Raw genomic sequence first — 21232 nt, 5'->3', positions numbered from 1 at the left:
GTAAATCCACAATCGGCCACCGCGACGACACCCAGCGTATCCACAATGGACCGCACAGACCCACCGGCCCCCACCACCGTCACCGAGGGTCGCGAGAAAACCAAGCGGAAAAAGACCGGGAAATGGGAACGCTCAGCCAGCCCGCCGCCGCGCCCGCCGCGCCGCCAACTCGTCACCGACCGGATCCGAATCAGACGCCACCGCCGGCTCCACCGGGCCACTCGTCGCCGGCTCCGCCGGCAGATGCGACAACGACCCCTGGATCTCCTTGAACGCCCCGCCGATCGCGATCCCGAAAACGCCCTGACCGCCCTGCAACAGGTCGACCACCTCCTCCGGAGACCGGCACTCATACACCGTCGTCCCATCGGAGATCAGCGTGATCCCAGCCAGATCCTCCACACCACGCGACCGCAACGCCTCGATCGCCTTACGGATGTTCTGCAGGGACACCCCCGCGTCCAACAACCGCTTCACGACCTTCAACACCACCAGGTCCCGGAACGAATACAACCGCTGCGTCCCCGAACCCGAGGCGTCACGCACGCTCGGCACCACAAGCGTCGTCCGCGCCCAGTAATCCAACTGCCGGTAACTGATGCCCACCGCGTGGCAGGCCGTCACACCCCGGTAGCCAACCGAACCCTCACCCTCAGCCGCCCCATACGGCGACGAGGCACCAGGCTCGTCAAACTGTCCACCCGGATCGGAATCCCGCGGCTCGTGCATCCGGACAACCTCCCCGTCAGTGCGGCGACGCGTCGTTTCCGGGACGCGCACCCCTCGACACGGCAACCCTATAGCCACCCTCAGGGGTTACCACGGAGGAACCGACGCGACACGCCGCGCAGCCACCGAGAAGATCACCAACCGCACCGGGGCATCACCGACCGTGACACCCGGGACGCAGAACCCAGGCCCGACTCAGCCCGCGAAATCCTCCGGACGCACCTGCTCCAGGAACTCGCGGAACTTCTCCACCTCGTCCTCCTGCTCATCAGGGATAACGATCCCCGCCTCGCTGAGGACCTGCTCCGAACAACGAATCGGCGCACCGACACGCAACGCCAACGCGATCGAATCGCTCGGCCGCGCCGACACCCGCACCCCATCACCGATCAACAGATCCGCGTAGAACACGTTCTCCTTGAGCTCAGTGATCTCCACCGCCTGCAAGGGCGCCTTCAACGCCGCCAACACATCCCGCAGAAGATCATGAGTCAACGGCCGGGCCGGCTTGACCCCCTGCTGCTCGTAAGCGATAGCCGTCGCCTCGACCGCACCGATCCAGATCGGCAGATAGCGGTCCCCCTCGACCTCCCTGAGCAGGACGATCGGCTGGTTGCTAGGCAACTCCACCCGAACTCCGACCACGCTCAGCTCGCGCACCGCCGCCTCCGTGTCGTTGTCACCTACGCCGCACCGCGCCCTTCCCTGCACGGTACACGGACCGCGACACGGCCGTCCCATGCGCTACAGCACCACGCCCGCGCCAGAAAGGGGTTACCCCGGCAAGCCTACGGCACGCTTCCCGGGAGAGATCTTTCCGCTCAGCCACCACCCACCGGACACCATCAACGACCCAACGTCGACCGCAAACCCACGCGCACCAACGCCGCGTGCAACTGCTCCGACAACGCCACCAACTCCCGCGCCGTCTCCGCAGCCCGCGCCCGCGCCGCCGGATCACTCTGCCGCGCCAACGGCGCCACCAACTGCGCGAACAAACCAACCTCACGGTCCGCCGCCGTCCGATAACCCCGCAGATGCCGAGGCTCCAACCCGTACGACGCCAAACCCGCCACCGCCGACGCGATGATCAACGCATCCGCGTCATACCACCCCGGCGGATCCGACACCAGCACACCGAGCCGCTCCAACTCCACCAACGTCGACTCGTCGATCCCACTGCGCGCCACCAGATCCGCCCGGCCGAGCCGCACCTGCGACGACTCGGCCGGCTCCGACTCACGACCCGGCACCGCACCATCAGGACCAACAGCCACCAACGCAGGCCGCGACCTCTCCGGCTGCTCACCGGACGAATCCCACTGCGCCAACTGCTCACGGATCACCCGCAACGGCAGATACCGGTCCCGCTGCGCGGTCAACACGAACCGCAACCGCGCCACATCGTCCCAGCTGTACTTCCGGTAACCCGCCGCCGTCCGCTGCGGCTCGACCAGCCCTTCGGCCTCAAGAAACCGCAGCTTCGAAATCGTGGTGTCCGGGAAATCCACCCGCAACTGCCCGAGCACCTCACCGATGCTCATCAGCGGCTGAGACCGGGCCGCACCGGGTGACGTGGAGGCCGCAGGCTCGTTCACCCCCGGCCGGCCTCCTCCTCCGGGCGCGGACCGGCGATGAACACCACCCGGAACTTACCGATCTGAACCTCATCACCATTGCTCAACGTGGCCGCCTCGACGCGCTCACGATTCACGTACGTGCCATTCAGGCTGCCCACGTCCCGCACCGTGAACGTGCCACCGTCCCGGTGGAACTCCGCGTGCCGACGCGACACCGTCACGTCATCGAGGAAGATGTCACTGTCCGGATGCCGGCCACTGGTCGTCACATCGTGGTCCAACAAGAACCGGGCACCCGCATTCGGACCTCGACGAACCACCAGCAGCGCCATACCCGGCGGCAACGAACCGGACATCCGGCTCGGCACCACATCGGTGTCCGGCCCTTCCAGCACTTCGTCGAGCGAACCGAGATTGAGCGTCGAAGTGACGTCGAGTGGGGGGAACTCGTCGTCTGGCCGCGTCATGGGACCACCTCACGGATCTGTTCGGTCGGCGTCGGGTAATGGCGGGTCTGGCCGCCGGGCACTTGAACACCCGGCGGCTGGCTCCCCGTGCCCGGGAAGGCAATTCCGCAACGCTCAACTATTTGGGTTCTCGGTCGACTGGGCGAGCCTAGCCAGCGCCGAAATGCAGGGCAACCGGACGCGCGCAGACAGCCCACGCACCGGAACAAGCTCACTCAGCCTTCGGTGATCTTCTGATACGCGCCCGCCGTCAGCAACCCATCCGTCGCCGTCGGATCATTCGGCGTGATCTCCACCAACCAACCCTCACCGTACGGATCAGTGTTGATCAGCTCAGGCGTGTCACCCAACGCCTCATTGCGGGCCGCAACCGTGCCCGCGACCGGCGCGTAGATCTCCGACACGCTCTTGGTCGACTCGATCTCACCCAACGAGTCACCGGCCGCGACCACCGCACCCGCCTCGGGCAACTGCACGTACACGATGTCACCCAGCGCGTCCTGCGCGAAGTGCGTGATGCCGACCCGGATCACACCCGTGCCGTCACCCGCCACCCACTCATGCTCGGCGGTGTATCGCAGATCCTCAGGAATCACCAGACGCGTCCTTCATCCATCGGTGCCCCGGACCACCCGGGTCCGGCGCGGCCGCGCCGGTCAGGAGACCGGACGGGCGTGTTCCAACTTGATCGGCACGTGCAGCGCCGAAACCTCGGCAACCTCACGCTCCCCAAACGTCACGTTACCGCCGACACCCCGGACCGACGCCACCACCCCACCAGGAATGTTCAACGCCGTACGCATCGTCGCCGGATCACCGATCACCGTGATCGTGTACGGCCCCGTCAACCGACGCCCCTCCACGACCAACGACCCGTTGTCCCCATCGAGGAAATACGTCGACGCGATGATCCGCACGGTCGCCCGGTCACCACCGGAGATCTGCATCGCCTCCGCCCCCGCACCCCGCAACTCCTGCACCGCGTCCAACACCCGGTTCGCCGTGATCGGCTTGGCACCGGAATCGAACTGCACCGTCAGGCCCGGACCCACCGCCGGCAACGTACCCGCCAGGATCCCCAACTCGTCCGCCCGCCGCGTCGCCTCGTCCAACGCCGCCTGACGACCCTGCTCACCCGACTGCAACTGCCGCTGGCTGTCCTCCAGAGCACGGATGTCCTGCTGAAGACGGTTCTCCCGCGCATCCAGATCCGACAGGATCCGGACCAGGTCCTCCTGCCGCGTCGCCGCCAACGTCGGGTCCTTCGACGTCGTCTTCAACTGCACGACCAACGTGAAACCCAGCAACACCAACAACGCCACGATCATCACCCCGGCCGTACTCAACCGGGACCGCCCAGCCACCACCGGCGCCGACTCCCCGACCGGCTCGGCCAACCCGTCCGGGCTCGCCACCGGCTCCCCCGACCGCGACACCGCGCTCAGATCCACCGTCGCGCCGTCGTCGACCGGCTCCACCGCAGGCTCGTCACCCGACTCCGGCTCCGAAGGCTCTCCCTGCGGCGCCAACGGGCTCAACTCGTCCGGGTCCGGCGCATCCGGCCGCGGATCAGGCTCACCCGCCGGCCCACCCGGCCGCGCCGGACCCGCCGGCTGCGGCCACCCCGTCCCCGTGTCGGTCTGCTCGTCACTCATCGCAACCCAACCTATGCCCGGAACAGGTGCCGGCGGATCGCCGCCACGTTGCCGAAGATACGCACACCCAACACAACGACCACACCGGTGGACAACTGCCCGCCCACCCCCAACTGGTCGCCCAGATACACGATCAGACCGGCGACCAGCACATTCGAGATGAACGACACCACGAACTGCTTGTCGTCGAAGATGCGGTCCAACCTCGCCCGCACACCACCGAACACCGCGTCCAACGCGGCCACCACAGCGATCGGCAGGTACGGCTGCAACGCCGCCGGCACCGCGGGATCAAGCACCACACCGAGCACCACACCGGCGAGCAACGCCAGCACCGCGATCATCGGCCACCTCCGGAGGGGCTAACTGTCGTCGTCGGACCGGACGACCCGGGACTGCCGGACCGGACACCCGACGCGGAAGGGCTCGGACTGACCGACGGCTTGGCGTAGCGTAGCTGCGGCTCCGCAGCCGCCGGCAGGGTGAGGTCGTCCGACTCCCGCACACCGAACGACAACCCGGTCTGCTGCGCGACCTCCCGCATCAACGCCGCGTTCCGACTGTTCTCGAACTTGCGCCGCATCGAACCCGGACCGATCGCCGACACCTCGTACGGCCCGGTCACCGGCCGGAAATCCACCAGCATGGCCTCACCCGCCGACCGGATCGTCGACGTCGACGTCAACCGCTGCCCGTTGATCGCGATCGCCTCCGCGCCGGCACTCCACAACGCGTTGGCCACCCCCTGCAGATCGCTGTACAGCACCCGCGGCGGACCAGCGCCAGCACCGGTCACCGCGTCCGCGTTGTCCGGTGCGTCCGCCAACCGCACCACCACACCGTCACCGCGCACCCGCCCCAGCCCCGTACTCGCCTCCAGGTTGCGCAGCCGGGCGGCTGCCGACCCACTCAACGCCGCGTCCCGCTGCCGACTGACCTCCTCGCGCAGCTGGTCCGCCCGCGTGGACAGCCGGTCGGTCTGACCCTCCCGCTCCTTGATCTGCGCCACCAGACCGGAACGGGCCTGGCTGCGCCCCGGCTCGTCCGCCATCGTCTGCCGGTACGCGACCGCGAACAGGAAACCGAGCATCACCACCACGACCAGGCTGACCGTCCGCGACGACCGCGCCCGCCAGCCCCGCACCGGCCCGGACTCCGCCGAGCGCCGACGGGCAGCCGCCGCGTCCGCATACCCCGGATCCAACGGGTTGCGGAACAGTTCGGTGAGGAAGTCCGGCGCGTACACCCGGTCCTGGCCGGGCTTCCCGAGCCGCGGCGCGCTCACGCCGCCCCTCCCGGGCCACGGGCAGTGCGCACCAACCGCGCCGCCTGTACGACGTACATCGCGCCGGCCACCCAGTAGAGCACCAGCCCCCACCAGGCCAGTCCCCAGCCGATCGCTGCCGTCGCCGTCGCCGCGGCGCTCCACTCGGTCGCCAACAGCAACACCGGGAAGGCCGCGAGCAGCAGGAACGTGGCGGTCTTGCCCACGTAGTGCACCGGCGGCGGACCGTACCCGTAGCGACGCAGCACCGCCAGCGACGCGAGCAGGAGCAGCTCGCGGGCCAGCAGCGCCGCGGTGAACTGCCACGGCACCACCTCGCGCGCGGTGAAGGCGACCAGGGTGGCGAGGATGTAGAGCCGGTCAGCGAGGGGGTCGAGCAGCTCGCCGAGTCGGCTCACCTGGCGCAGGCGGCGGGCTATCCAACCGTCGACCCAGTCGGTGGTGCCGCCGATGGCGAGCACGACGATCGCCGCCACGTCGGCCCGGGTGACCAGGAAGAGGTAGAGGAAGAGCGGCACGCCCAGCAGCCGCCCGAAGCTGATCAGGTTGGGCAGGGTGAGCACCTGGTTGCCGGGGGTCTGGTCACCGGTGTCCGGCGGTTGCTCTGCCCGAGCCGGCCGACGCGACACCGATCCTCCTCCACGGCACGCGGCCCCAGCCGCCGTCGGGCGTGGCTGAGGGGCGTACGCGCTGTCGGGCCGGCCACCGCCGGCGCCCCCTGCGGCCCCGGGCGGGGCCCTCCCCTGACACGGCCCGCGATCTCGATGATCGCGGGCCGGTAAGTGCGCTGTCACTATATCGGGCTTCCACCGAGCTCCCGGGTGCCGCCGCGTGGCATCTGGTGCGGCTTGGCCGCACTGTGGCGTGGATCACCACGCGTAGAGCATCCTAGGATACTGGTGGAAGCTGGGCCACGGTCATGCCGTCCGCGCCGCAGGATCGGTCTGCTGCCCGGGCCCCGGCTGCGTCGCCGCCCGGGCGAACCCGACCAGTGCCAGCAACAGATCGTGCTGCATGCGCGTCGGCATCCGATCCAACACCGCCTGCACCGCACGCTGTCGTCGCTCGGCCAACTCCCCCAACAGGGTCAACGCGGCCGGGGTCGGCACCAGCCGCACCTCGCGTCGGTCCCGTGGATCGGCCACCCGGCGCAACAGCCCGGTCGCCTCCAACCGGTCGCAGAGACGGCTCGCCGACGACGGCACCACGTCCAGCAGCTCCGCCAACCCGTTGACGTTGGTCTCCTGCCGGCCACTGATCAGCGTCAGCACCCGCAACTGGGTGGGCGGCACCTGGTGGCGCGACGCGGCCGAATCGAGAACGGCGATCAGTGCCTCGGCAGCCGTGTCGATCGCCACGGCGAGATCCGCAGGTCGCTCCACCCGATGTCCCCTGCCGTCGTCGCGCTGCTGGCCGCCCGGCGAAGCGGCGGCCCTCACCCGCTGCCCCGCTCACGCGGACCGTGCCAGTCCAGACAGACCACGACCGCGTCGTCGCGCAAATCGGACTCCGCGTGGTAGGCGTGCAGCTCGCGCATCACCGTACCAACCGCCTCGGCCGCTGGCTGCAACCGCGTGGCGCGCAGGGAACGCGCCATCACGCGCTGCCCGTACGGTTCCTGACCCGGAGGCTCGGCGGCCCACACCCCGTCGCTGACCACGAACAGGCGATCACCCGGTTCGAGGCGCAACCCCTGCAACTCGTAGCGGGTCTCCGCGAACATCCCCAACGGCAGCTGCTGATCCAGCTTGATCTGCTCCACCACGGACCCCCGCATCCGCAGCAGGTGCGGGGAACCGGCGTCGACCGCCCGCACCTGACCGGTGTGAGTGTCCACCTCCAGCAACAGGGTGGCCACGTACCGCTGGCCCCGGTGTTGGTAGAAGACCGTGTCCGAGGCCAACTCGGCCTGCTCCACCAGGCCGCCGCCGGAACGACGCGCGTTGCGCATCGCGTTGACCGTGACCGAGGTCAGCATCGACGCGGCCAGACCGCTGCCCTCGCCGTTGAGCACCGTGAGCGTGAGCCGGTCCGCGTCGAGGGACCAGTCGAAGTGGTCGCCACCCACGGTGTACGCCGGCTCGAGCTGACCAGCCAGGTCGAACGCCTGGTGCGCCACGCTGCGACCGGGCAGCAGGTCCCACTGCATCTCGGCGGCCATCGTGAGTCGCTCGCGGCGGCGCGCCCGCCGGTAACGGTCGGTCTCCCGGTCGGCCGCGCGCATCGCCACCGCCAGGGCGCCGGCGACGTCCGTCGCGCGGCCGGTCACCGTCGGACCGGGTACGTCGGGAAGCTCGATCAGCAGCACGCCCAGCCGCTCCCCCCACACCGTCAACGGCAGGTACAGCCGGCACGGGCCCTCGCCGTCGCGCACCGGCTGCTGGCTGCTGAAACAGCGCTGTGCCACGGAGTGACAGGCCAGGAAACCCGCCGCCGGCAGGTCCGGATCCAGCAGCGGCCACAGCCCGCTGATCCGGTAGTCGGCGACGAACACGTCGGTGCGCAGCGCACCCATCGCCGACCGGATCACCCGGTCCGCCGCCTCCGCCAGTTGGTCGGGCGGGGCGTCGCGCAGCGCACGCGACACCACGTCCGGCACGTCCACCATGGTCGTCCTCTCGAGAAGCTTGCTACAGGGCAAGCATCATACGGACGCCCCCGGACGCCGAGTCCGCGCGGTCAGTCGCCACCCCGGGTCGCGAGCACGCCGTGGAACGCGTCGGGCACCTGCGCCGGTGGACCCTGCGGCCGCCAATCCGTGACGGGGACGATCCCGTCCGCCGTCGGAGCCCAGCGACCCAGCAGTGGCGCGAACGCCGCCGGTGGACGCATCCGGAACTGCGGCCCCATCATCGCCAGGGCCTGCGGGTGACCCGCCAGCTCCTCGGTGTCGAAGTCCACGGCGAGCAGGCTGCCCGGTGCCGCAGCGGCGTACAACTCGTCGAGCGTGTGGGTCAGCGTGTCGTCGTCGAGGAACGCGGCGAGCCCGAGGAAGACCACCCCGACCGGCCGTCGCCCCCAACCCGGCACGAAGCGGTGCAACTGCGCCGGGTCGATCGTGCCGATGTCGGTCGCGTCACCGAAGCCGTAGCCGGCCCGGTCGCTGCCGGCGAGGATGCTCTGCCCCAGCCGGATGGTGACCGGGTCGACGTCGGTGTAGAGCACCGTCGCGTCGGTGGCGACCTCGTGCACGTTGCCGCACGTGGGCACACCGGCGCCGAACACCAGGAAACCGTCCACACCCTGCTCGGCCATCGCCCGCACCACCCGGCCCAGGAACCCCCGCAGCTCCCGGAACACCGGCGCGCACGGCCCGTACGCCTGCTCGAACGCGCTCGCGGCGGCCACGTCGACCGGGAAGTGGTGCTCCCCACCGAGCCAAAAATCGATCATCCGCGCGGTGCTCGGCTGGTCCGGTTCACCCATCGACGACGCCCCCTCCCCGGCCGGTCGTCGCCAGCGTACCGACCGGGACGCGCTCCGCGGTATCGCGACGCGGAGGCGCCCGGGCCCGCGATACTGACCGCGGGCGGGAGGTGGGCGGTGAACTCGGCGAACAACGCTGCGGTGGTGGTCGGCGTCGACGGCTCGGAACCGGCGCTGCGCGCCGTACGCCTCGCCGCCACCGAGGCCGCGCGGCGGCATCGACCGCTGCGGGTCGTCCACGGGTTCATCTGGCCGCTGCTGCACGTGCCGATCTCCCCCGCCCCGGGCGCGCCGCCCGGTGCTGGGCTACGCCACGGGGCCGAGGAACTGGTCAAGGCGGCGGTGGCCGAGGCCGCGGCGACCGCGCCCGGCCTGTCGATCTCCGGCGAGATCATCGACGGCGAGGCAGCCGCGGTGCTGGTGGGCGAATCCACCACCGCCGCGCTCATCGTGCTCGGCGACCGCGGACTGGGCGGCTTCTCCGCGCTGGTGGTCGGCTCGGTCGCGGTGCAGGTCGCCGCGTACGCCGACTGCCCGGTGCTGGTGGCCCGCGGGCAGCACCGACCCGACGAGCCGGTGCTGGCCGCGGTGGACGGCTCGGAGGCCTCCCGCGAGGCGGCCGACTTCGCCGCCGAGACCGCCGTGTCCCGCGGTGTGCCGCTGGTGGCGGTACACGCCTACCGGCACCCCGGCAGCAATGCTCCCGGCGACATGCAACCCCTGGTGTACGACGAGGCGAAACTGCACGGCGAGCAGGAGCGGATGATCGCCGGGTGGCTGACCGGGCTGACCGAGCACCACCCGGCGTTGCGACTCACCTGCCGGGCGGTACGCGGGAGAGCGGGCAGCGTGCTCGCCGACGCGTCCCGCTCGGCCCAACTGGTGGTGGTGGGTGGGCAGGGGCGCGGCGAGGTGACCGGGTTGCTGCTGGGGTCGGTGAGCCAGTCGCTGTTGCACCACGCGCAGTGCCCGGTCGCCGTGGTCCGCGCGCCCCGGTAGCGCGGGGTTGGCCCTCCGGCTGGCGGGTAGACGTCCGCGGTACGCCCAGAACCGCCGACGAAGGAGGCAGCAGATGCCAGGACCACGGCCGGGCAGTAACGCGTACGACAAGCAGCGGGCGCGATTGCGCAACGCGATCGACGACTCCGGACGCCGGGTGCCCGACGGCAAGGCCAACCAGGTCGCGAACCGGATCCTGCAGGAGGATCGCGGCCAGCGAGGCGTGGTGCGGGGCGACCGGACGTACGGCCCCAAGAGTGAGCGCGAACCGGGCGACCCGAAGTGAGGAGGGTCGACGTGGCCGACGGCGCCATCGCGGGCGCCGTCGGGAGCACCGCGTTGAACGTGGTGAGCTACCTCGACATGGCGCTTCGGGGACGACCGGAGAGCGACGTCCCCCAGGAGACCGTCGACAAGCTGGCCGGGATCGCCCACCTGGATCTGGGGTCCGGGGACCGGAGGGCCAACCGCCGCTCCGGCCTCGGCCCCCTGATCGGCTATGGGCTCGGCATCGCCGCGGGCGTCGCGTTCGCGCTCTACGCCGGTGATCGGCGTCAACCGCTGCCGGTGGCCACCGGCCTGCTCGGCGCCGGTGTGATGACCATGACCGACGGGTCGATCACCGCCCTGGGGATCAGCGACCCGCGGACCTGGCGGCGTTCCGACTGGATCTCCGACATCATTCCGCACCTCGCGTACGGACTGACGGCCGCCGCCACCTGGAACAGGTTGCGGCGGCCGTCAGGTCACAGTCGCTGATCAGCGGGTGTCGCTGTCGTCCTCGGCCACCGGTTCACCGGCCGGGCCGTACGGCGACACCTGCCCCTTGGGCACCGGTCGCCCGGCGTCGCCGCGCGACGTGCCACGGTTGGCCGGGTGCCCGCCCGGGGCGGGGCCCTTGTTGTCCTGGCTGGTCGCGCCCAGCGCGTTGCGGCGGAGCTCCGGCTGCTGCGGGTTCGTCACGGGGTGTCTCCCTCCGGTATGGCAGGCGGCATCGACCGCCTCCACCGTCGGCATACCCGCCCGCCCCGGCGGCATTCCGGCCCCGGCCGCCGACACGGGGCCTAGCAGCTCACGGACCGGGTACCCGGCCGGTGTGGGCAACGACCGAACGGTGGTGCGGGTCCTGCTGGACCGGCGCGGCCGCACGTACGCGGAGGAGGCCGGGATCCGGCTCTCCGACCGACCCGGGCCGCTGTACCAGCTGCTGGTGCTGACCACCCTGCTGAGCACCCGGATCCGGGCGTGCGTGGCGGTGGACGCCGCGCGGGAGCTGTTCGCGGCCGGCTACCGCACGCCCCAGGCGATGGAGGCGGCCAGTTGGCAGGAGCGCGTCGACGCGCTGGGCCGGGGCCACTACCGCCGCTACGACGAGCGGACGGCCACCATGCTCGGCACCGGTGCCCGGCTGTGCCTGGACCGCTGGCACGGTGACCTGCGACGGCTGCACCGCGAGGCCAAGGGTGACCCGGTCGGGCTGCGCCGGCGACTCACCGAGTTCCCCGGAATCGGCCCCACCGGCGCGGACATCTTCCTGCGTGAGGCCCAGGCGGTCTGGTCGGACGTGCGCCCGTACGTCGACCGTCGGGCCCTGGCCGGAGCGAAGCGGCTGGGTCTGCCGGGTTCCCCGGACCGGCTGGCCGGTCTCGTCGACGAACCGGACTTCGGGCGTCTCGCCTCGGCGCTGGTACGGGTGGCGCTCGGCGAGGAGTCGGCGGGCGAGGTCGCCCGCGTCGCCGCCCGCTGAGGGCTCACTTCACCGTCTTGTCTCCAGGCCGGGTCAGGTGCCACACCAGCAGGGCGGCGAGCAGTGCCAGGACGACCACCCCGCCGGAGATGCCACGGCCCTCCTCGGGGCTGCGGCCGGCGCTACCGAAGTAGATCACCGCGAGGCCGGCCAGCACCGTGACGAACGTACGCAACCCTCGGTCCTTCACGTCTCGCACGCTAAACGGACCCCATGGCATTCAGGCCGTATTCGGGGGCTTTGTCCCCTGACCGGGTGACGGACAGCGGTCGCTGACGCGGAGCCCCGAACCGGCGCTCGGCAGCGCCCACCGCTCGGCCCCGCCGCACGACCAGCCCAACTGCCGGAGCTGACCGCCCGTCGCGCACCCCTAAGGTCACTCCATCGCGGCGCGGCCAGCTCCATCCGTTTGGGACCGCGCCCCCGCTCAGTCGACCTCCAGGTCGTCCAGCGAGATGGAGTGGGTCATCAGCCACCGGGCCAACGCCGACATCCCGAACAGCCACAGCGGCACCGACTCGGTGGGCCCGTTGGTGGCGTAGATGGCGAAGCGCAGGTCCGGCGCGCGGTACGCCTCGATCCGCCACTGGTGCTGACGGTCCCGCCAGACCGCGGAAGGGTCCATGGCGTCACCGTAGGCGACCATCGCCGACCGGGGAGCCGGATAGCCGGGCAACCGGCGGCTCGGCCCGGCACCGGCGGTGGTCTCCACAGCTCCCGGTACGTCCGGGTGCGCGCTCAGGTGACGACGATCCGGGCGTCGTCGGGCAGTCGTCGGGTCGCGCCTCGACGGTCCAGCAGTTCCAGGAGGGGCACCGCCACCCGGCGGGTGGTGTCCAACGCCTGCCGGGCCGCGGAGAGCGTGAACGGCTGTGGCAGCCCCGCCAACACCCGGACCGCGCCATCGAGCGCGTCGGGCAGCAGCACCACGTTGTCGGCCAGCCGCAGCAGGGCACCGGCCCGCACCGCCGCGCCGATCTCCCGGGGGCCCAGACCCAGGTCGACGAGGCGATCCGCCTCGGGGGCCCGGAACGGACGGTCGCCGTACTCGGCGCGGACCCGCTGCACGGCCCGGGCCACCGGCTCGGGCAGCGCGTCGACGCCCGCCGCCCCGACCCGCCCGGCGTGGATTCGCAGCGGCGGCCGGACCAGCGCCTCGACCAGCACCCGGTCGGGCAGGGCGAGGCGCTGACGCAGCGCGTCCACCGGCATCCCGGGCTCCAACGGGTGCTCCCGGGTGTAGCGGGCGACCTCCTCGGTCACCTGCTCGCCGAGCCGCTGCCAGTGCGCCGGGTCGGCCAACCAGTCACCGGCCACCGGCGCGGCGTGCACCGGCACACCCATCCGGATCAACGCGCCAGCCCGGACCAGCCGGCGTCGGCGCAGTTCCCCGGCCAGGTCGGGACGACCGTCCAGCTCGGCGAGGGCCTGCGCGCGGGCGGCGGCGGCGCCCCGGCGGGCCAGCGGCGGCGGCGCCACGTCCAGCACCCGCACCCCGCCGCTGACGTGGTGCCGGCCCGGATCGCGCAGCAGCGCCCGGTCACCCACCAGCAACGGCAACGGGCGGGCCAACCGCAGCCGTACGGTGTCCGGGCCGAGCGGGCGGACCCGTACCGGCACCGCCGCCGACCCGACGTGCAGGGTGAGGGTGGCCGGCAGGTCGGCCGCCGGATCGCCGGTCAGCCGCACGTCGACGAGGTCGGTGCGGTGGAACCGGCCCGGGGTGAGCAGCGCGTCGCCGCGGCCGAGCCGGTCGCGGGGCGTACCGCGCAGGTTGACCGCCACCCGAGCCACCGCCGTCACCTCCGGTCGGGCCTGCCCCAGGGTGTGCAGGCCGCGTACCCGGACCGGTTCGTCGGCTCCGGCCAGCTCCAACTCGTCGCCCACGCGCAAGCGTCCGCCGCCGAGAGTGCCGGTGACCACGGTGCCGCTGCCTCGCACGGTGAAGCTGCGGTCGACCCAGAGGCGCACCGGGTCGTCCACCACCGGCGCGGGCACCCGGGCGGCGAGCCGGTCCAGCGCGGTCCGCAGCTCCGGCAGGCCCGCGCCGGTCAGGCCACTGACCGCGACCGCCGGCACCGCGCCGAGACTGGTCGCGGCGATCTCAGCCTGGGCGTGCGCCGTCGCCGGCCCCGGGTCGGCCAGGTCCGCGCGGGTCACCGTCAGCAGGCCGTACGCGACACCGAGCGCGTCGAGCGCGGCCAGGTGCTCGGCGGACTGCGGCTTCCACCCCTCGTCGGCGGCCACCACGATCAGCGCCGCCGGCACCGGGCCGACACCGGCGAGCATGTTCGGCACGAACCGCTCGTGCCCGGGGACGTCGACGAAGGCCACCGTGCCGCCGGACGGCAGCGTCGTCCAGGCGAAGCCCAGGTCGATGGTCATCCCCCGGCGGCGTTCCTCGGCCCACCGGTCGGGTTCCATCCCGGTCAACGCCCGGACCAGTGTCGACTTGCCGTGGTCGACGTGCCCGGCGGTGGCGACGACGAACACCTTCAGTCGTCCCCGGGTACGCGCAGCACGGCCGCCCGGACCGCCTCGTCGGCCTCGGCCGGCACGCACCGCAGGTCGAGCAGGAGCCGACCCCGGACCACCCGACCGAGCACCGGCTGCTCACCGGTGCGCAGCGGCCCCGCGTACCGTTCGGGCAGGCTCAGCGCCCACGAGTCCAGTTCCACCCCCGGTGCTCCGCCGCCACCGACCACCGCGACGGCCGGCACCACCTCCGCCTTGCGGCCGTCCGCGCCGAGTCGGTCGCGGAGCCGCTCCACCCGGCTGCGCAGCGCACCGGGGTCGGCGTGCAGGGCCGCCCGGGTCGGTGTGTCCGGCTGGTGCAGGGTCGCGGCCAGCGCGGCCAGGGTGAGCTTGTCCACCCGCAACGCCCGGGCCAGCGGGTGGCGGCGCAGCCGGTCGACCAGGTCGACGTCACCGAGCAGCAGACCCGCCTGCGGGCCGCCGAGCAGCTTGTCGCCGCTGGCCGTGACCAGCGCGGCGCCGGCACGCAGGGTGCCGGCGGCGTCGGGTTCGGCGGGCAGCAGCGGATCCGCAGTGAGCAGACCGGAGCCGATGTCGGCGACCACCGGCACGCCGAGGGTGGCCAGTTGTCGCACCGGGGTCGCCGAGGTGAAGCCGGTGACCTGGAAGTTCGACGGGTGCACCTTGAGTACGAAGCCGGTCTGCGGGCCGAGCGCGGCGGCGTAGTCGGCGAGGGTGGTGCGGTTGGTGGTGCCCACCTCGCGCAGCCGCGCGCCGGTGCTCTCCAGCAGGTCGGGCAGGCGGAAACCGTCGCCGATCTCGACCAGCTCACCCCGGCTGACGACGATCTCCCGGCCGGCGGCCAACGCGGTGGCGGCCAGCACCAGCGCGGCGGCGCCGTTGTTGACCACGTGCACGGCGCCGGCGTCGGGCACGGCGGCGGCCAGCGCGTCGAGGGCGTCCCGGCCGCGACGGGCCCGTCGGCCGGTGCCCAGGTCCAGTTCCACGTCGGTGTGCCCGGCGGCGGCGACCACCGCGGCGACCGCGGCGGAGGACAGCGGCGCCCGGCCCAGGTTGGTGTGCAGCACGACGCCTGTCGCGTTGAGCACGACGCGGGGGCCGGCCGTGGGCAGCGCGGCGACCGCGGCGTCGCGTACCTCGTCGGGGTGCAACTCGCCACGGCGGACCCGCTCCTGGGCCTGGGCGACGACCGCCTTGACCCGGTCCCGACCGAGCGTCGCGCTGGCGGCGGCGAGCCGAGGATCGGCGAGCAGCGTGTCGGTGCGCGGCACCCGCCGTCGCGGGTCCGTCGGCCCGTCGCCCATCGCGTCATCTCCTGCAGTGGTTTGGCGGAGACGGACGGGAATCGAACCCGCCTGGCCCGGGTCCCGGACCACACCGGTTTTGAAGACCGGGAGGGGCACCAGCCGCCTGAACGCCTCCACCGGACATTCGATCACAGCGCGGGCACGACCGCCCGGTCAGGTGGAAGTTCCGCCAGTGGTCCGCCGGGCTTCCACCCGCTCGCGCTGCGGCACCACCGTGTACCGGGGGTCACGGGCCGAGGCGACGCCGCCGTAGAAGATGCCGAACCGGGTCGCCACCGAAGCGGCCAGCAACGCCACGCCGGAGAGCGCGCCCACCGTCCGGCTGCGGCGGCCGAGCAGCGCCCCGGCGACCCCGGCGGCGGTCAGCAGCCGGCCGGCGCGCAACAGCAGACCGGGCCGGCCCAGCCGGTAGGGCTCGCTGAGCAGACCGAGGCGGGTCTCCACCCGGTGCGCGCCGTACAGCTCCAGGGCCGCGCCGGCCACCGCCATCCGCCGGGCCGGCCCGGCCTGGGCCGGCGGCGCGGCGAGCAGACCCACGGCGGCGCCGCTGGCCAGCGCGCTGCCCGCGAAGATGACCGGCAACTCGGGGTACGCCTCATGCCACGACGGCACCGCCGTGTCGGCCAGCAGCACCCCGGTGTACGTGGCCAGCGCGGGCGCGGCGCCGGCGGCGAGCAGCCCAGCGGTGTGCCCTACCGACGGCAACGCCCGACCGGCCAGCCCGAGCAGACCGTGGCGCGGCAGCACACCGGCGGCCTCGGCGATCGCGGCGACGCCGGCGGCCGGTCCGTACGCGGTGAGGATCCAGGTGCCCATCGACATCGGCGAGGTCGGCTTGGCCACGCGCAGCATGTGGTGGAACCGGGCCGGCCGCCCGAGATCCTTGACCAGGAAGACGGCGCTGGCGCTGACGGCGGCCAGCGCGGTGACCCGACCGGCGCGCCGCAGCGCCGGCCGCCCGGTGAGCTGACCACCGGCCGCGAGCAGCGACGAGCCGGCCGCCAACCCGCCGGTGAACAGGTACGCGGCGATGTCCCACTTCCAGACTGGCCCCTTGAGGATCGGCCGACCGTAGTACGACGTGAACTCGGCCTCCGGGACCCGCAACTCCTCGCCGCCGCGACCGCCGCGTCGGCGGCCCGCCCGTCGACCGGTGTGTGCGGTGCTCCGCTGCGGCGGCGGCGAGGTGACCTGCTGGCGGCGGTCGTGGTGTGGGGGGCGGTCGTCGGCCAGCCGGTCACGGAAACGGCGGAACAGGTCGCCCACCTCGGGGCGCTGCGGACTCACGAGGAACCTCCGACGAACGCGGCGACGGTGGCCGCCGCCATGGCGAGGGCCGCGAGACCTGCACGTTTCCACATGGCCGGCAGATCGCGGGTGGTCACGATCGGGTCCGGTGGCAGCCCGTACACCTCCGGCTCGTCCAGCAGCAGGAAGAACGCACCATCACCACCGACACCGTCGTTCGGGTCGTGCCCGTACAACCGCGCCTCGGGGACCCCCCGCTCGTGCAGTGTCTCGACCCGGGCGGCGGCGCGTTCGCGCAGCTCGTCGAGCGGCCCGTACTGGATCGACTCGGTCGGACACGCCTGCGCACACGCCGGCGTCATCCCCGCACCCAACCGGTCGTAACACAGCGTGCACTTCCACGCCCGACCATCATCCTTACGTTGATCGATGACGCCGTACGGACACGCCGAGATGCAGTAACCGCACCCGTTGCAGATGTCCTCCTGCACCACCACCGTCCCGAACTCCGTCCGGAACAACGAACCGGTCGGACACACATCCAGGCAGGCCGCGTGGGTGCAGTGCTTGCACACGTCCGACATCATCAACCACCGGAAATCGGTCCGCTCCTCGACGCCGGTGCCCCGACCCGGCGGCTGCGCACCCGGCATCCCCAGGAACTGCGGTCCCGCGCCCGTGTCGACCGACCGCTGCGGGCCGGCGTCCATCGGCTCGCCGAGCACGTCCGCCGACGGCGGGTGCTGCCCAGCCGGGCGGGGCTGCTCGATGAAGGCGACGTGTCGCCACGAGTTCGCGGTCAACGCACCGGTGTTGTCGTACGACATGCCGAGCAGATCGAGGCCGCTCTCCGGCACACCGTTCCACTCCTTGCAGGCCACCTCGCACGCCTTGCACCCGATGCAGACACTCGTGTCGGTGAAGAACCCCATCCGCGGCGGCGCCGACGACCAACCGGCGTCCGGCGCCGGGTCCAGCGGGCCGTACAGGCTGTTCGGGTCAGGAAGCACCGCGCTGCTCCCCCTCGCTGTCGATGGTGACCGCCGGAGCATTATGGCCCGGGGTGATCCCGGCACGCCGCTGGTAGTCGGCGACCAGGTCCAGCAACGCCGGGCCGGTCGGACGACGGCCGGGCCGCACGTCGCAGGTGCCGACCTTGCTCTCCTGGATCAGGACGTTCGGATCCAGGCTGATGCCGAACAGGTCGTTGGCCGAGTCGCCGGTCACCAGACCCTCGAAACCGAAGTGGTACGGCAACCACACCTGGTGGATGACCCGGTCGTCCACCCGCAACGGGGTGAGCCGATCGGTCACCAACACCTTCGCCTCGATCACCGCACGACCGCTGACCAGGTGCGCCCAACCCAGGTGCGTCAGGCCCGCCTCGGTGGCCAGGGCCGGCGACACCTCGACGAACATCTCCGGCTGCAACTCCGCCAGCGGCGACACCGTCCGACTCATCCCGCCGGCCGTGTGGTGCTCGGTGAGCCGGCTGACCGTGAACACGTACGGGAACACCTGATCGTGCTCCTGCGGCGGGCTCGGGTTCACCGAGTTCACCGGATGCGCGTACATCTTGCGGGTCGGGTTGGCCTGCTGTCCGTAGAGCGGGTTACGCACCGGCGACTCCACCGGCTCGTAGTGCGTGGGCAGCGGGCCGTCCAGGACACCGCTCGGCGCGTACAGCCAGCCCTTTCCGTCACCCTGCATGACGAACGGGTCGTCACCGGCGATGCCCTCCGGCCCGGACGCACCGGGTGGCGGCCGGTACGACGGCGGCTTGGTCTTCTCGAAGTCCGGCACGTCGTAACCGGTCCACTCGCCCTTCTCCGCGTCCCACCACACGTAGCGTTTGCGCTCACTCCACGGGTTGCCGTCCGGGTCCGCCGACGCGCGGTTGTACAGGATGCGGCGGTTCGCCGGCCACGCCCAACCCCACTCGGCGGCCACCCAGTCCTGCTCGTGTCGGGACTTGCGCCGGGCCGCCTGGTTGACGCCGTCCGCGTACACCCCGCTGTAGATCCAGCAACCGATCGCGGTGGAGCCGTCCGCGCGCGCCTCCGCGAAGGTGGACAGTGGACGGCCGGTCGTCACGTCGTACCCGTTGATCTCGCGCAGCACCGCCTCGGCGCTCGGCTCCGCGTGCGGACCGTGAGTGGGGTAGTCCCAGGTGAGGTCGAGCAGCGCCCGGTCACGCGGCAGCGGCGAGCCGGCCAGCTTCTCCCGCAGCCTGCGGCCGAGGTGGTAGAAGAACCACAGCTCGGAGCGCGCGTCGCCCGGCGGTTCGACGGCCTTCTCCCGCCACTGCAACAACCGCTGCGTCTGGGTGAAGGTCCCCTCCTTCTCCACGTGCGAGGCGGCCGGCAGGAAGAACACCTCCGTGCGGCACTCCTCCGGCACGATCTCGCCGGTGGTCACCTCGGGGCCGTTCTGCCAGAACGTGGCACTCTCGATCATGAACAGGTCCCGGACGACCAACCAGTCCAGGTTGGCCATCCCGAGCCGCTGGGCGCGACCATGGGCCGAGCCGACCGCCGGGTTCTGCCCGAGCAGGAAGTACCCCTTGATCTTCCCGTCGATCATGTTGAGCACCTGCTGGTACGTGCCGTGGTCCCCGGTCAGCCGGGGTAGGTAGCCGTAGCAGAAGTCGTTCTCCGGCGTCGCCGCGTCACCCCAGTACGCCTTGAGCAGGCTGGCGGCGAACGACCGCGCGTTGCCCCAGAACCCCTTCTGCCCCGGGTGCCGGATGCTGTCCACCCACTCGTCGAAGGTCGGGTGGTCGGCGTGGTGCGGCATCGGCAGGTAACCCGGCAACAGGTTGAACAGGGTCGGGATGTCAGTCGATCCCTGGATGCTCGCGTGCCCCCGCAACGCCATCACCCCACCGCCGGGGCGGCCCACGTTGCCCAGCAACAGCTGGATGATCGCGCCCGTGCGGATGTACTGCACACCCACACTGTGCTGGGTCCAACCCACCGAATAGATCAGCATCCCGGTGCGCTCCCGGCCGGAGTTCGCCGTCCACGCCTGGGCCAGTTCGAGGAACTGCTCCTGCGGGATGCCGCAGACCCGCTCCACCATCTCCGGTGTGTAGCGGGCGAAGTGCCGCTTCAGGATCTGGTAGACGCAGCGCGGGTGCTGCAACGTCTCGTCCCGCCGGGTCTGCCCGCCCACCTGCGCGCCGTGCGACTCGTGCGTCAGGCCGGAGGCGCTGTCCCGCTCCTGGGCGGTGTGCCCACTGCCGGACGAATCCTCGTGCCCCTCGTACTGCCAGCTGTCCTGCACGTACGTGCCGGTCGCCGGGTCGAAGCCGGAGAAGAAGCCGTCGCCGTCCTCGGTGTCGCTGAACTGCTCACTGACGATCGTGGCGGCGTTCGTGTACGAGAGCACGTACTCCCGGAAGTCCAACTCGTTGTCCAGGATGTACCGCACCACCCCACCGAGCAGCGCGATGTCGGTGCCCGCCCGGATCGGCAGGTACGTGTCCGCGACCGCACTGGTCCGAGTGAAGCGTGGGTCGACGTGGAACACCTTCGCGCCCCGCCGCTTGGCCTCCATCACCCACTGGAAACCCACCGGGTGCGCCTCGGCCATGTTCGAACCCTGGATGACGATGACGTCAGCGTTGGCGATGTCCTGCTGGAAATCCGTCGCACCGCCACGACCGAAGCTGGCCCCCAGACCGGGGACGGTGGCGGAGTGTCAAATACGCGCCTGGTTCTCGATCTGGAGCGCCCCCATCGCGGTGAACAACTTCTTGATGAGGTAGTTCTCCTCGTTGTCCAGCGTCGCCCCACCCAGACTGGAGAAACCCAGCGTCCGGTTGAGCGGCCGGCCCTGCGTGTCGACGTCCTCCCAGGTCTGCTCACGCGCCGCGAGCATCCGGTCGGCAATCATGTCGAGCGCGGTGTCGAGCTCCAGATCCTCCCACTGCGTCGAGTACGGCCGGCGGTAGCGGACCTTCGTCTGCCGCAACGGACTCGTCACCAGACTCTTGCTGGCCGAGCCCTTCGGGCAGAGCCGACCCCGCGAGATCGGACTGTCCGGATCACCTTCGATCTGACTGACCTGCCCGTCCTTGACGAACACCCGCTGCCCGCAACCCACCGCGCAGTACGGACAGACCGAACGGGCCACACTGTCGGCGTCCTCGGTGCGGGCGGTCAACCCTGCCGAACGGTCGGACTGCGCCGCGGCGCCCCGACCCAGCGGATCGGTGCCGGTGAGCTGCCGGTAGACCGGCCAACCCTCGATGAAGGTCCGCAGCCCCATCCCCCCGACACCCCCTCCCAC

Annotated in this window: 24 protein-coding genes and 1 tRNA gene; 4 read left to right on the top strand and 21 right to left on the bottom strand. The window is 71.7% G+C overall.

Annotated elements, in window-relative coordinates; genetic code table 11:
- Positions 1-132 precede the first annotated feature (132 nt).
- The 12 genes from ABGB10_RS11525 to ABGB10_RS11470 form a co-directional block, all read right to left on the bottom strand.
- Positions 133-729, bottom strand: coding sequence for a MerR family transcriptional regulator (locus ABGB10_RS11525; RefSeq protein ID WP_347660859.1), 597 nt, complete (start codon positions 727-729; stop codon positions 133-135).
- A 195-nt stretch (positions 730-924) separates the two neighbouring features.
- Entirely contained in the window at positions 925-1389 is a 465-nt protein-coding gene (locus ABGB10_RS11520; RefSeq protein WP_088951760.1) for a bifunctional nuclease family protein, read from the bottom strand.
- Positions 1390-1574: 185 nt separating this feature from the next.
- Positions 1575-2273: a MerR family transcriptional regulator gene (locus ABGB10_RS11515; protein WP_347661162.1), complete on the bottom strand. Its 699-nt coding sequence runs from the start codon at positions 2271-2273 to the stop codon at positions 1575-1577.
- A 50-nt stretch (positions 2274-2323) separates the two neighbouring features.
- The gene (locus ABGB10_RS11510) at positions 2324-2776 is read right to left on the bottom strand and encodes an FHA domain-containing protein (RefSeq protein ID WP_007071101.1); all 453 of its coding nucleotides are present in this window, start codon (positions 2774-2776) and stop codon (positions 2324-2326) included.
- A 215-nt stretch (positions 2777-2991) separates the two neighbouring features.
- Positions 2992-3372: a glycine cleavage system protein GcvH gene (gene gcvH, locus ABGB10_RS11505; protein WP_278139561.1), complete on the bottom strand. Its 381-nt coding sequence runs from the start codon at positions 3370-3372 to the stop codon at positions 2992-2994.
- 60 nt (positions 3373-3432) lie between these two features.
- On the bottom strand, positions 3433-4431 hold the full coding sequence (locus tag ABGB10_RS11500; RefSeq protein WP_347660858.1) for a DUF881 domain-containing protein: 999 nt from the start codon (positions 4429-4431) through the stop codon (positions 3433-3435).
- An 11-nt stretch (positions 4432-4442) separates the two neighbouring features.
- On the bottom strand, positions 4443-4775 hold the full coding sequence (locus tag ABGB10_RS11495) for a small basic family protein (RefSeq protein WP_088989548.1): 333 nt from the start codon (positions 4773-4775) through the stop codon (positions 4443-4445).
- Positions 4772-5716, bottom strand: a complete 945-nt coding sequence (locus ABGB10_RS11490; RefSeq protein ID WP_347660857.1) for a DUF881 domain-containing protein — start codon at positions 5714-5716, stop codon at positions 4772-4774. Before ABGB10_RS11490 ends, ABGB10_RS11495 begins: the two co-directional genes overlap by 4 nt.
- Positions 5713-6345 carry a CDP-alcohol phosphatidyltransferase family protein gene (locus tag ABGB10_RS11485; protein WP_347660856.1) on the bottom strand — a complete coding sequence of 211 codons (633 nt, stop codon included), beginning with the start codon at positions 6343-6345 and terminating at the stop codon, positions 5713-5715. Before ABGB10_RS11485 ends, ABGB10_RS11490 begins: the two co-directional genes overlap by 4 nt.
- Positions 6346-6633: 288 nt before the next feature.
- Positions 6634-7098 carry a MarR family transcriptional regulator gene (locus ABGB10_RS11480; protein ID WP_347660855.1) on the bottom strand — a complete coding sequence of 155 codons (465 nt, stop codon included), beginning with the start codon at positions 7096-7098 and terminating at the stop codon, positions 6634-6636.
- Between the two features lie 53 nt (positions 7099-7151).
- The gene (locus ABGB10_RS11475) at positions 7152-8324 is read right to left on the bottom strand and encodes a PP2C family protein-serine/threonine phosphatase (RefSeq protein ID WP_347660854.1); all 1173 of its coding nucleotides are present in this window, start codon (positions 8322-8324) and stop codon (positions 7152-7154) included.
- A gap of 71 nt (positions 8325-8395) precedes the next feature.
- A complete protein-coding gene (locus tag ABGB10_RS11470; RefSeq protein ID WP_347660853.1) occupies positions 8396-9142 on the bottom strand; it encodes an SAM-dependent methyltransferase in 747 nt (248 codons plus the stop codon).
- A 117-nt stretch (positions 9143-9259) separates the two neighbouring features.
- Here ABGB10_RS11470 and ABGB10_RS11465 point away from each other — a divergent pair, with 117 nt between their 5' ends.
- The 3 genes from ABGB10_RS11465 to ABGB10_RS11455 all read left to right on the top strand — a co-directional run bounded on the left by ABGB10_RS11465 (position 9260) and on the right by ABGB10_RS11455 (position 10900).
- Positions 9260-10141, top strand: coding sequence for a universal stress protein (locus ABGB10_RS11465; RefSeq protein WP_347660852.1), 882 nt, complete (start codon positions 9260-9262; stop codon positions 10139-10141).
- A gap of 73 nt (positions 10142-10214) precedes the next feature.
- Positions 10215-10427, top strand: coding sequence for a phosphatidylethanolamine-binding protein (locus ABGB10_RS11460; protein WP_088989541.1), 213 nt, complete (start codon positions 10215-10217; stop codon positions 10425-10427).
- On the top strand, positions 10424-10900 hold the full coding sequence (locus ABGB10_RS11455) for a hypothetical protein (protein WP_347660851.1): 477 nt from the start codon (positions 10424-10426) through the stop codon (positions 10898-10900). The genes ABGB10_RS11460 and ABGB10_RS11455 overlap by 4 nt, the downstream gene beginning before the upstream one ends.
- On the opposite strand, the gene ABGB10_RS11450 is transcribed toward ABGB10_RS11455, so the two are convergent.
- Positions 10901-11104 carry a hypothetical protein gene (locus ABGB10_RS11450; RefSeq protein WP_347660850.1) on the bottom strand — a complete coding sequence of 68 codons (204 nt, stop codon included), beginning with the start codon at positions 11102-11104 and terminating at the stop codon, positions 10901-10903.
- Between the two features lie 133 nt (positions 11105-11237).
- On the opposite strand from ABGB10_RS11450, the gene ABGB10_RS11445 reads away from it, so the two are divergent.
- Positions 11238-11888 carry a hypothetical protein gene (locus ABGB10_RS11445; RefSeq protein ID WP_347660849.1) on the top strand — a complete coding sequence of 217 codons (651 nt, stop codon included), beginning with the start codon at positions 11238-11240 and terminating at the stop codon, positions 11886-11888.
- Between the two features lie 4 nt (positions 11889-11892).
- On the opposite strand, the gene ABGB10_RS11440 is transcribed toward ABGB10_RS11445, so the two are convergent.
- The 8 genes from ABGB10_RS11440 to fdh form a co-directional block, all read right to left on the bottom strand.
- Complete coding sequence (locus ABGB10_RS11440) at positions 11893-12078, bottom strand: hypothetical protein (protein ID WP_036410487.1); 186 nt, start codon at positions 12076-12078, stop codon at positions 11893-11895.
- A gap of 237 nt (positions 12079-12315) precedes the next feature.
- Positions 12316-12513: a hypothetical protein gene (locus ABGB10_RS11435; RefSeq protein WP_088989536.1), complete on the bottom strand. Its 198-nt coding sequence runs from the start codon at positions 12511-12513 to the stop codon at positions 12316-12318.
- Positions 12514-12626: 113 nt separating this feature from the next.
- Positions 12627-14381 carry a selenocysteine-specific translation elongation factor gene (gene selB / locus ABGB10_RS11430; RefSeq protein ID WP_347660848.1) on the bottom strand — a complete coding sequence of 585 codons (1755 nt, stop codon included), beginning with the start codon at positions 14379-14381 and terminating at the stop codon, positions 12627-12629.
- 2 nt (positions 14382-14383) lie between these two features.
- Positions 14384-15688, bottom strand: coding sequence for an L-seryl-tRNA(Sec) selenium transferase (gene selA, locus ABGB10_RS11425; RefSeq protein ID WP_347660847.1), 1305 nt, complete (start codon positions 15686-15688; stop codon positions 14384-14386).
- 22 nt (positions 15689-15710) lie between these two features.
- Positions 15711-15806: transfer RNA gene (locus ABGB10_RS11420), tRNA-Sec, on the bottom strand.
- A gap of 38 nt (positions 15807-15844) precedes the next feature.
- Positions 15845-16978: an NrfD/PsrC family molybdoenzyme membrane anchor subunit gene (nrfD, locus tag ABGB10_RS11415; protein ID WP_347660846.1), complete on the bottom strand. Its 1134-nt coding sequence runs from the start codon at positions 16976-16978 to the stop codon at positions 15845-15847.
- Positions 16975-17991 (bottom strand): 4Fe-4S dicluster domain-containing protein, encoded by a 1017-nt coding sequence (locus tag ABGB10_RS11410; protein ID WP_347660845.1) that lies wholly within the window; start codon positions 17989-17991, stop codon positions 16975-16977. Before ABGB10_RS11410 ends, nrfD begins: the two co-directional genes overlap by 4 nt.
- Positions 17939-21211 carry a formate dehydrogenase gene (fdh, locus tag ABGB10_RS11405; protein WP_347660844.1) on the bottom strand — a complete coding sequence of 1091 codons (3273 nt, stop codon included), beginning with the start codon at positions 21209-21211 and terminating at the stop codon, positions 17939-17941. The genes ABGB10_RS11410 and fdh overlap by 53 nt, the downstream gene beginning before the upstream one ends.
- Positions 21212-21232 lie beyond the last annotated feature (21 nt).

It is taken from the genome of Micromonospora sp. B9E7, assembly GCF_039871815.1.
Taxonomy (GTDB): Bacteria; Actinomycetota; Actinomycetes; order Mycobacteriales; family Micromonosporaceae; genus Micromonospora.
This window is presented reverse-complemented; position numbering and strand designations above follow the sequence as displayed.